Origin of the sequence: Noviherbaspirillum sp. Root189 (assembly GCF_001428545.1) — a bacterium.
Lineage (GTDB): Bacteria > Pseudomonadota > Gammaproteobacteria > Burkholderiales > Burkholderiaceae_D > Noviherbaspirillum.
This window is the reverse complement of the sequence record NZ_LMHZ01000012.1, coordinates 161,153-171,834: the sequence shown is the minus strand read 5'-3', so window position 1 is coordinate 171,834 and position 10,682 is coordinate 161,153. Positions and strand designations below refer to the sequence as shown.

Below are 10,682 nucleotides of genomic sequence, written 5' to 3'. Positions count from 1 at the left end.
TGCATGGCACGCAGGGTGTGCGGGATTGCACATCGTACATCTTGTACACCTTGTACATCGATTGATGCCATGGTGTGCAATACACGCCGATACGTGCGGCTGAACTAACTCCTTTATTCGCCTGTCGATCAGGTCCGTCGGGTGCTCTGGTCCGAAGCACGTGCCTGTGAGCTCACCATGCTTGCCTCAAAAGCCTGCATCTGTACACCGAGCGCCGTCATGTCGATGCTGGACTGCTGCACTTTCGGGAACAGGCTTTGCTCTTCGCTTTCGACGTGATGCATCACCGAATCGCGCAACTGCGTCATCAGTTGATCGTACTGCGCATCACCTACGTTCATGGCACTCAGCTGATCCATCATTTGCCGCGCTTCCTGATGTTCCTGTTCGCAGTGATCCACCAGCGATGGGTCGGCTTCATGGACCTTCGGGTAGAAAACGGTTTCTTCCAGGTTGGCATGCATGTCCAGCAATGCAAGAATGCGCGGCCCTGCTTCCTGCTTTACCTTCATGTCATGCGTACTCAGATAGCGCTCGAACAGTTGCCGCACAAAATGATGGTCTGCCTTCAATGCTTCGAGCGGTTGATCGACAGGAAATCCGGCGCTGCTGCGATGCTCATGGGGTTCCATATCCATTCGTGTCTCCTTGATGCCAAAATTGGCAAAGAACTAGAGTTTAGAAGACACCCTACGGATAACAAGGTTTCATCATGCTGCCGTCGGCCTCTAAAATTTGCCTTGCGAAATAAACGCGCTGCCTCACATGCCGATTCCAGTACGAAGGTATAAGAACGGCTGCGATTGTTACGCCGCCTTTTCCGCTCTCCGTTGCAGCACAAAAATCGGTTGTGCCCAATGCGTGTCTTTTTTCTTCTTGCTGGTGATCAGCGTCAGTTCGGAAGGATCGTAGACATCCGTATTGTGCGTCAGCGGCGTTGTCATCAGGTATTGCGCATCGGTGTTCTTGAGGAACTCGCCGACCAGCTGAATGTTACGAATATCAAGGTGGGCAAACGGTTCATCGATGAAGACAAATCCGCCAGAACCATCATCCGACTTCAGCAAGCCGATCAACAGGATCAGCGACTTCATCACTTGCTGGCCGCCGGAGGCTTCGCCATCATTCAATCCGATCGGACCCTTGCCATCGAATTTGAAACGCACCTGCAAGCCGGCCTGCGCAAGTTGCACGTCGTCATTTTCAAGACGTACCGGATCGGTATGGACTTCGATGTTGGCAAGCTCGCCGAGCTCCTTGATATTGCGGCTGTAAGTCTTGATGGTATAGCGCAGACGTTCGATGTAAGCACCGCGCGCATTTGTGGTTGCCTCTATCGCACGGTTGTTCTGATAGCGACGTTCTTCGGTTTCGGCCTGTCGTCCCTGTAGCAAGGCGGTCAGGCGCACATGCTGGTCGACGACCGTGGAATCCGTTTCCCAGTCGTCGCGTTCCAGATCGGTTGCGAGGTGGCCGATACGCAGGTTTACCTGGTGCGCATTCTGGTGCTGCTCGACCAGCTCGGCACGGCGGGATGGACGTCGCCATGCACCTGGTAGATGACGCCAGTTCTTGCGGATCTCCGACAGCGCCTTTGCGTGGGCGGCGCGGTCTTCCTGGGTACGCTTCTGCGATTGCCGGACATAGGCTTCGCTGTCGGCAAGCGCGCGCTTCGCGTTTTGCCAGGCACTGTCAGCAAGCGTGCGTTCCTCGGTCGCTTTCTTGATCAGCGGGAAGAGTTCGCCGAGACGTGATCCCACGTCGGTACGGGTCGCCTTCAGCGGCGTGGCGTTATGCGTTGCCTCATCGAACTCCGCCTGACGTGCTACCAATTCTTTCGCCGCATCGACGCCGGCAATACGGGCTTTCAGCGCGCTGACTTCACTCGCCATCTTGCTGATGCGCAGGGTCAACTGGTCTTCCTGCGCTTCGAGTTTGGGTAGCGACTGTTGCAGCGCTGCGAGGCGCTGGGCGCGACCGGCTTGTCCGAAGCGATAACGCGATGCCTCGACATACACGGAGCGTCCGCCGCGGCGTTCGCGATGGTAGGCTTCCGGCGTAATCCATTCTTCGCTCGATGGCAGCTTCATGCCGGCCTCGGCGGAGTCGACACGCGTGATCCGGGCCAGTTGCTCGATCAGCCATCCCGGCGCCTTGGCCGTAAAGCGGACCACGGACAGCAGGCTCTGATCCTTGACCTCGGGTGCCGACACGCGATCGGCCACGATGAAATGCGCATACTTTTCCTTTTCGCCGATGCGAAAAGCCGCGGCTGCGTCCCGTGCATGTTCCAGCAGAATGACGGAGGTATAGCCGCGCAGCATGCCTTCCACCGCGCCTTGCCAGCGCGCATCGGTGACCTCGACGATATCGGGCAGGATGGTGTGCGCAATATTGGCTTCACTCAATGCGCGCCGCATGATGCGCACGTTTTCCGGATCGGGCAGGGCAGCCTTGCTTTCCAGTGCGGCGATCGCGGCGCGTTCCGCCGCGATACGTGCAGCCAGGTCGTCGCGCGACTGGCGCTGGCGTATGTACTCGGCTTCCTTTTGCTCCAGTTCGGCGGCCACATCGGCGATATCCGCGCCGGCATCGGCGGCCAGCTTTTGCAAGCGGGTTTTCTGTTCCAGGAGGCTTTCCAGCGGTTTCAATTTGCCGTTGATGTCGCCAAGTCGTTTTTCGAGTACCGACTTTTCTTCCTCCAGTGCGGACTCATGCTGATGCGCGCTGCTCAGCGCGGCGGCGCGTGCTGCAAGATCGACGCGCTTCTCGGACAACTGTGCATCCTGTGCGGCAAGCGTAGAACGCGTATCGCGCAAGGCGACGCTGGTGGCCTTGGCTTTCTCGCGAATCTCGTGGTACTGCAGCGTCGGCAGCACTTCTTCCTGCAGGTCGCGCTGCTCCTTGTTCAGACCTTCCCACTGATGGTAATTGGCCGCGCGCAGACGCAGCCGTTCCTGATTGGTCTGGGCGGATTCCAGTTCGGCTTCAAAGCGCTGCAGTTCGGTTTCGGTATCGCGCTGATGGCGCTTCGCTTCATCGTAGGCATCTAGCACCTCCTTGTCGCCAAAGACCTGGAATACCAGGTCCAGCAACTGCCGGGGCGCGTATTCGCAGAGCTTGTCGGTTTCGCCTTGCTCCAGTGCCAGCACTTTTGCCATGGCCGGTGACAGGCCCGCATTGGCGAGGCGCTTGCGGTAGCTTTCCAGACCCAGCCAGTCGGTCGCATCCTGTACTTCCTCGATCTGGACTGCGCCTGCGCGCATCAGGTATTGACGCTTCCAGTCGCCGCCGTTTTTCTGGATCTGGCAAAACAGCGTGACTTCATCTTCGCTGAAGAAACCCGATGCGCGAAATGGTCGATTGGAAAGCTGCCGGCCGGTTGCGCGATTGTCGACTACTGCGCGCAGCCACGATGTCTGCTGACCGGCATGACGCGCATAGTGTTTGTAAGAGCGCCCCATCGAGCAGTCGAGACCGAACAGCGTGCGCAATGCATCGAGCAGGGTGGTCTTGCCCGAGCCGTTTTGTCCGGCAATGGTGATGATCTTGGCATCCAGCGGTATGTTTTTGACGCGTTGCCAGTAGTCCCAATGGACCATTTCCAGCGATTTGATATGAAACATGCGAATCCTGTTGCTTATTGTTCGTGGTGCGCGGCGGGCGACGATGCCTGGTCGCGGTCCTGCGATTCAGGCTGCGGGAAGTGGATGATTGCGGCTTCTTTCGGCGGTGGACGATGAAAGATATCGGCCAGTGCGCCATTGATGATGCGGTCCTTGAGGGTATCCGTATCCATCATCAGGTCGAGCAGCGGACCTTCGACAATCATGTCGCCGCGTCGCTCGATGAAACCCAGCTTGTTGAGCTGGCCGAGGTTGATATCCATGCGCGTCTTCTTGCCAAGCTTGTCGCCAAAATCGGCAAGCAGCGCCTTGTAGGAAATTCCCATCGATGCATCTTCCGCGCGTGGCATGGGCTTGTCCTTGCCGAACATGTCTTCCTGGTTTTCCAGCGCATTCTGGTGCGCTTCCTGCCGTTCTCGCTTGGGCAGAATGATCATCGCCCACAGCACGACGAGGAGGGCGACGCCATCGCGCGCAAGCCCCATGTTGTTGTTCTGCCAGACTTCGCGTGACCCGAAGATTTTCGGCTCGATCTCGCGGGCGAGCGCAAGCGTGACGTTATCGGCGTAGACGTTGTCGAGAAACTTCAGGCCGCATGCCGCAAGGCGTGTATCGATATCGAGACGAAATACATCATCGGTCAGCGCACGCTTGACCAGTTTGTTTTCGCGCGACAGGGTCTGATGCGTCATCAGTTGCGCGATCAGGATTTGTGCATCGTCAGTCATGCTTGGTGTCCGGTGTCAGTTCTTGTGTATCTTGCTTGTCTTGTTTGAGTGTTTTTGCTGTCAGCGTCGCGTTGGAGATGGCCGCGACATGCGGATCTTTCAGCTTGATCATGCCGTCCTGCGGCGCAAATTCCAGCGGCAGTCGCGCCATGGTCGCGGTGCCGCCCTGCAGTGCGGCTTCGCTTTCATCGCCGAGCAGCGGCAGCAGTGAGGCGCGATACGAGGCGACGGCAAAGTTCGCCGGCAGCAGGGTGTCATGGACCCTGGTCGAGGCGTCAACGGAAGTGGCAAAGCTGCTGAGCCGGTTGAGCCAGCTATCCAGTTCGATTGGGGTCGTGCTGGCTTCACTTTGCATGACCGTGGCGTTTTCGCCTGCAGGCAGTTCGGCGACCGGCGTCGCGTTCTTGTCGGCGAACAGTTCGGCTTCGGCAACGTCGATCATTTCGGAAGGCGTAATGAACATCGGCGTTACCGGCAAGGCAACCGCGTCGCGGGCCAGGCCCGCAAGGTCTTCATGCGCCATCAGCCAGGTCTTGATGTCGGTGGTCGACAGACCGGACTGGCCCAGATGCACGCGCTGCCGTTCGATCTGGTTGAGTGCGCGGGAGAACATGCCTTGCATATTGAGCAGGGCGCTCTGCGCGCGGCCAATGGCCTGTGCCGCCCTGTGGGTCGCCGCGTCCGCGTTCGGGTCATTGGTGATCGCGTGGAGGACCTCGGACCCCTTTTCCACCCAGTCGCAAGCGGTGTTCCATTTTTCCTGCGCCGTGCGCAGCCGGAACTCGGAGCCGGATGCAATCGCATCGCGAAATTCCTCGGTCAGGTCGACCAGGCGGCCCAGCAGGTGCTGAAGCTGCTCGACCGTGACGCCACCCACCGCCTGCGAACCCGCTACCTGGGACAGCAGGAAGCCCATATCGCCGTCGTCCTCATCCTGCGCCAATGCCATCAGGCTGTCGATGGCCGCGAGCACATTCCGCGCAAGCGGCGTGATCCGGTAGACACCCTGCGGCGCGTCCCAGGACAACAGCTGGTGCGAGCGCAGGCGGTACAGCACGGTTTCCAGGCTCTCCGGCTCCAGGTAACCCAGCCGGGTATTGATATCGGCGCGCGTCAGGGTGGGCGCTGCCGCATCGGAAGCCAGTTCCTGCAAGACCAGAAGACGGACCAGTACCGCATCCGAGCCGCCATAGAACAGGGCGGTGAAGGCGGTCAGCAGCGGCTGGGCGCGCCTGAGTCGGTGGACCTGTTCAATGTCGTCAGGGGAGATGTTCGGCCTGAAATAGGCCTTGAGAGAAGTCTGCTGCTCCTCATCCGGCACGGTGGCCGCATTCGGTGAAAAATTCTGCATCCCGTTATTTTAAGGCACCCCGGCTGCCGGGCAGAAACAAATGGCTGCAGACTCTGTAACAGTGTGAAAAAGCCTCATGCTATGCTTGCATGAATGTTGTCCGGATGGAATTTTGATAGCGTTAAATCGGTATTACACGTTACCAGCGGAGGAATCCTATGCCAGTCATCGTCATCGCCAATCCCAAGGGGGGCGTCGGCAAAAGTACGATTGCGACCAACCTGGCTGGTTTTTTTGCCAAGCAGGGGCAGAAGGTCATGCTCGGTGATGTGGATGTCCAGCAGAGTTCCCGCGCCTGGCTGGCATTACGACCAGGAAGCCTGTCCCGGATCGTTCCCTGGGATATCGTCGATGGCCATGTTGCCAAGCCGCCCAAGGGCACTACCCATATCGTACTGGACACACCGGCAGGTCTTGCCGGAAGCCGGCTGGACGAAATCATGCGGCTGGCGGACAAGGTGGTTGTTCCGCTACAGCCGTCAATGTTTGATATTTTGGCAACGCAGGAATTCTTGCAACGTCTTTCCGGCCCTATGGGCAAGCAAAAAGTAGGTGTGGTCGGTATGCGGGTCAACGTACGCACCCGGGCCGCTGATCAATTGGCCCACTATGTTCAGGGACTTGGTCTGCCGGTGCTTGGCTACCTGCGCGATACCCAGAACTATGTGCAACTGGCAGCCCACGGCGCGACCCTGTGGGATGTGGCGCCATCCCGGGTCGAGCGGGACCTTGAGCAGTGGCAGCAACTGGTTGCATGGGTGGATCAGTAGCAGTGATACCTGCCGGTGTCTTAACCGGATGTCGTGCGGATAGATGCGGATGGAAGCAATCACCTCGCGCGGTTCAACGCCGGGTATTCTCGTCACCGGCCGCATCGGACTCGCTGGTCGCTGCCTGTGATGTGCCGGAAGCCGATGTGTCGCCGCTGGCTGCGAGGAGACGGCCGTTAGCAGTACGCTGGCCGTCCCGGAATTCGCCTTCCCAGACGGCACCATTTGCCCACGTCAGACGTCCCTGACCGCTGCTTCTGCCTCTGGCCACACTGCCGACATAGACGTCCCCATTGCGGAAACGAGTGACGCCCTGTCCATGCGGCAGGCCATCGCGGACATCGCCTTCGTAGCGTGTGCCATCGGCAAAGACCTGGACGCCCCGGCCATTCGGCACACCATTCCGGATTTGCCCTTCATAACGCGAACCGTCTGAAAACACCAGCACACCGCGCCCGTCCGGCAAGCCGTTCCGGATATCGCCTTCATAGCGGTTTCCGTTGGCGAACACCAGGGTGCCGCGGCCATTGGGTTCGTTCCTTGCCCAATCGCCGTTATAGCGTTGCCCATTGCTCCACACAAACTGCCCTTTTCCTTCCTTGGAGCCCTTGACCAGCGTGCCGTCGAAGCGATCGCCATTGTTCCAGACGATCCGTCCCTTGCCGGATACCAGTCCGGTAGACGGATCGGCGGTGAAATCGCCGGTCATGGTCTGGTCCGCATGGCGGTAGGTCTTGCGGCCAGGTGCGCTTGCCGTGTCGGGAATGCCGGCAGGCTCGGTGGCCGGGGAAGTCGATGGTGATGATGATGGCCGGACCGGGACCGGCGACTGGGAGGCAGGCGACGCTGTAGAGGAAGCGGCGCTGCGCTCCGTCCGCGCGGCAACTTGCGTATCCGCAGCGGGAGCCGGCGTGCGTGTTCTGGAATCCGCTGTCGCAGGTGCAGGTGTAGAAGAAGCTTGTGCATCGGATGCGGCGCTCTTCGATCCGGCAGCCTTTGCGCTGGTGCTGCGGTCGGCCGTCGAAGTGTCCGGCGTCTTCGACTGCGAACGTTGCGCAGCAGCCAGGTCCGGCTGGGACTTCGCCCGCAGGCGGAGTTCGGCAAGCCGTTGTCTCGCTGCGACATGATTGGCGCCGGTGGGATAGCGACCCAGATAGGCTTCATAGGCGGTAATCTGATCGATCGTGCTTGCGACTCGCCATTGCTCGCGTTCCGCGGCGGCAAGGCGCTCAGCTTCCTTGGCCTTCGCCTGTTCTTCCTGAGAAGGTTCGGCCGGGACGGGTTTTTCTGGTGTCGCCGCAGCCTTCGGTGGCATTGTCTGCCTTGGTGGAGCGGTTATGGCCGCCTGGGGTGGAATGACCGGCGATTCACCAAAGCGGCCCACTGCGGGAGCGGGGGCTTCCACTGCCGGACTTGAAGGCGCCGGCGCTGTTTCATTACGGGCCACCGGAGCAGGGAGCGGGGACCCAAACGGCGGGATCTCGGCTGCTGGCGCCTCGGACGGCGTACTGGCAGGGGGGGCGGCTTGTCGTTGCTCCGCAGTGGCGACCGTGGCGCCGCTATCGTTGTCTTCGCTGTCGTCGCTGCCGAATAAGTGTCCCCCTCCAACCGCAAGACCGAGCGCCACGCCCGCGACCAGAACGATGCCGGAGGCGATCAGCGCCGACTTGCGCGATCTGGATGCGGCGGGAAATGTATTTTTTTGCTGAGACGCAGGAAGCCTCCAGTCAGGCTCGGTTTCGGTCTCGGTCTCCGGTTTAATTGGTTTAAGTGGTTTATGTGGTTCAAGTGCGGCGGTTGCGGTGACTGGTCTTGCCTGAGTCTGGGTCGCCAGGGACTCGCGATGGCTGCGTATGGCTTCGCGCCCGTGCGTGGCCCGGCTCGCTGGCGATTCCGGTCCCTTGCCCTGCGCATTCAATATCATCCGCATTGCACTGACTGTCTGGATGCGCTGCTCGGGCCGTACCGACAACGCACTGTCAAGGGCTGCGAGCAGCGCGCCGCTATAGGCACCTCCGCCGATCTCGCGCGCCGGGCGCAAGGTATCGTTGACAATGCGTTGCATCGCCGGTGGGGGTGCCTTGCAGGCAATCAGATAATAGGCAACTGCGGCGATAGAGTAGATGTCCGTCCACGCGCCTTGCTGTGCGCCCGCCATCTCGGGGTACAGTTCGATGGGGGCAAAACCGCGCGCCAATGTGCCGGATTCCCTTCCCAGCGTTTCAGCAATGACCAGTTGCGCGGCATCGATTTCCATCAGCAGCGGAGGGCCGTCTTCCCGCACCAGGATATTGGCGGGAGAAATGTTGCCGTGGCAGGACTGTGCGCGATGGACGGCTTCGACTGCGTTCAGCAAGTGCAGGATTAACGCCCTGACCCAATCTTCGTTGATGGTGATCCTGCGTTCGGCAAATGCCTGTTGCAGCGTCATGCCTTCGTATAAGGGCATGACGGCGTATGCGGTATTGTTGGCTTCCCAATAGCGCCGAATCTGGATCAGCGATGGCGATTGCAGGCGGCTTAGCAATAGCGCCTCGTTGATAAAGCCGCGCAAGCCTGCCTGAAATGGCACGTAATCTTCTTTGGACTTCGGCCTGAGCGAAAGATCGACATCCCGGGCGGTAATGCCCCTGGGCAAATATTCTCTCAACGCCATGTGCCGGTGCAGTGAATGATCAAAGGCCAGGTAAACAATGGACGCTGCACTTTCGCCGATCACGTCCACAATATTGAGCTGCTCCACGCGGGTTCCGGCCGGGAGAGCATAGGACGAGTGCGCTACTCGATGATCCCCGTCGATGCGATTCCGGATTGGATGGCTAGCGTGTCCGGGTTTGGTGTTGTCATCTGGCATGTTCATTACTTGCAAACTATAAATGGAGTGGATCACCGGTATGGCAAGGATGGCAAGCCGGGATCAGTGGTGCGGGCGGCGCATGGCGATCAAAGGCAAAGTTACCTTGAAGACACGTCACTCTAGAAAGGCGCGCTGAAAGGAGTAAGGCAGGGCGCATCATATGCGACGTTGCTCAGCATAGCCTGCACAGCTTTACGCGTGTCGATCTTGGTCAAACAAGCTTGCGTAAAGCTTTGTCGGCTCCTCCGCTGTATGCCGGCGCAAGAAGATGGCGCTACAAATATGCATCAGCTCAATTCGCCGTGCGATTGCATGCCTGTTTGTTTTGCATGGACTGCGCCGACCGCATGGTTGCGTATGTATTCCTATTGCGGAATTTATTGCTGACTTGATTCGCCCGCTTACCGTTTCACCCTGACGGCATCGAGTCGTTTGCATAATGCTTCGGTCCCGTCGAGAATCCGCGGGCCGGATCGATTGAGCAGTTCGCCATCGATCAGAATGAGGTTGGCGCGTTTGACCGCCGTCATGCCGGAGAAGCGCTTCCAGCCGGCGAGAACGTCGTCTTGTTCGCCGCCGCTGGCAATGATGGCTTCCGGATCCGCCTTGATGACGGCTTCGATGCTGACCGTGGGCGCTATTTGCTTCAGCCCGGAAAACACATTTTCAGCACCGCAGACACGCAGCGCTGACGAGACCATATGTGTGCCATTGAGCGTCATCAGCGGCGTGCGCCAGATCTGGTAAAAGACACGAACATTGCGACGCTGCTGATAGCTATTCTGAAGGCTTTTCAAGCGCTGGCGAAAGTGATCGGCGGCGGCTTGTCCGATTGCGTCGGTACCGGAAAGCCGTGCCAGCTTTTCAATCGAGGCGGCGATGGCAGCAAAGTCGTAGGGCTCGCTCTTGTAGACCGTGATACCGAGTGCTTCCAGTTTCGCAAGCTGCGCGGCGGCATTGCCGTTGTTCCAGCCCACGACCAGATCCGGTTTGAGTGCCAGGATACGCTCCAGGTCAAGCGTGACGCCATTCCCTACCGATGCAATGCGCTTTGCTTCTGGCGGAAAGTCGCTGAATTCGGTGACGCCGACGATCTGCGTGCCTGCGCCTGCGGCAAAAAGCATTTCAGTGGTGTGCGGTGCAAGGCTAACGATGCGGTGTGCAGGGCGGTTGAGTGTAACAGCACGTCCGGCATCATCGGTAACGGACACGGACACGGCCGCGTGCGCAGCTTCGGCAAACGTGAGGAATGCGGCGGCCAGCAGCAGCGATGATGCGTATGCGGTCATTTTTCGCGTCGTCGACATCGCTGACATCATCGACATCGCTGACATCATCGACCGCCGAGGC

General features: G+C 59.3%; 7 protein-coding genes. 1 reads left to right on the top strand and 6 read right to left on the bottom strand.

The window, feature by feature from the left end:
• Positions 1 to 128 precede the first annotated feature (128 nt).
• From ASE07_RS08660 to ASE07_RS08645, 4 genes are all read right to left on the bottom strand, one after another.
• A complete protein-coding gene (locus ASE07_RS08660; protein WP_057290399.1) occupies positions 129 to 638 on the bottom strand; it encodes a hemerythrin domain-containing protein in 510 nt (169 codons plus the stop codon).
• Positions 639 to 806: 168 nt separating this feature from the next.
• A complete protein-coding gene (locus ASE07_RS08655) occupies positions 807 to 3,626 on the bottom strand; it encodes an ATP-binding protein (protein ID WP_057290398.1) in 2,820 nt (939 codons plus the stop codon).
• A 14-nt stretch (positions 3,627 to 3,640) separates the two neighbouring features.
• Positions 3,641 to 4,354 (bottom strand): hypothetical protein, encoded by a 714-nt coding sequence (locus ASE07_RS08650; RefSeq protein WP_057290397.1) that lies wholly within the window; start codon positions 4,352 to 4,354, stop codon positions 3,641 to 3,643.
• Positions 4,347 to 5,705 carry a hypothetical protein gene (locus tag ASE07_RS08645; RefSeq protein ID WP_057290396.1) on the bottom strand — a complete coding sequence of 453 codons (1,359 nt, stop codon included), beginning with the start codon at positions 5,703 to 5,705 and terminating at the stop codon, positions 4,347 to 4,349. Before ASE07_RS08645 ends, ASE07_RS08650 begins: the two co-directional genes overlap by 8 nt.
• Before the next feature lie 158 nt (positions 5,706 to 5,863).
• Here ASE07_RS08645 and ASE07_RS08640 point away from each other — a divergent pair, with 158 nt between their 5' ends.
• Complete coding sequence (locus tag ASE07_RS08640; RefSeq protein WP_057290395.1) at positions 5,864 to 6,475, top strand: ParA family protein; 612 nt, start codon at positions 5,864 to 5,866, stop codon at positions 6,473 to 6,475.
• A 73-nt stretch (positions 6,476 to 6,548) separates the two neighbouring features.
• On the opposite strand, the gene ASE07_RS08635 is transcribed toward ASE07_RS08640, so the two are convergent.
• Positions 6,549 to 9,218, bottom strand: a complete 2,670-nt coding sequence (locus ASE07_RS08635) for a protein kinase domain-containing protein (protein ID WP_057290394.1) — start codon at positions 9,216 to 9,218, stop codon at positions 6,549 to 6,551.
• A gap of 515 nt (positions 9,219 to 9,733) precedes the next feature.
• Complete coding sequence (locus ASE07_RS08630) at positions 9,734 to 10,657, bottom strand: cobalamin-binding protein (RefSeq protein WP_235548401.1); 924 nt, start codon at positions 10,655 to 10,657, stop codon at positions 9,734 to 9,736.
• Positions 10,658 to 10,682 lie beyond the last annotated feature (25 nt).

Coding starts and splice junctions, on each gene's coding strand:
- ASE07_RS08660 (WP_057290399.1), bottom strand. CDS start 638: ATGGATATGGAACCCCATGAGCATCGCAGCAGCGCCGGATTTCCTGTC.
- ASE07_RS08655 (WP_057290398.1), bottom strand. CDS start 3,626: ATGTTTCATATCAAATCGCTGGAAATGGTCCATTGGGACTACTGGCAA.
- ASE07_RS08650 (WP_057290397.1), bottom strand. CDS start 4,354: ATGACTGACGATGCACAAATCCTGATCGCGCAACTGATGACGCATCAG.
- ASE07_RS08645 (WP_057290396.1), bottom strand. CDS start 5,705: ATGCAGAATTTTTCACCGAATGCGGCCACCGTGCCGGATGAGGAGCAG.
- ASE07_RS08640 (WP_057290395.1), top strand. CDS start 5,864: ATGCCAGTCATCGTCATCGCCAATCCCAAGGGGGGCGTCGGCAAAAGT.
- ASE07_RS08630 (WP_235548401.1), bottom strand. CDS start 10,657: ATGTCGATGATGTCAGCGATGTCGACGACGCGAAAAATGACCGCATAC.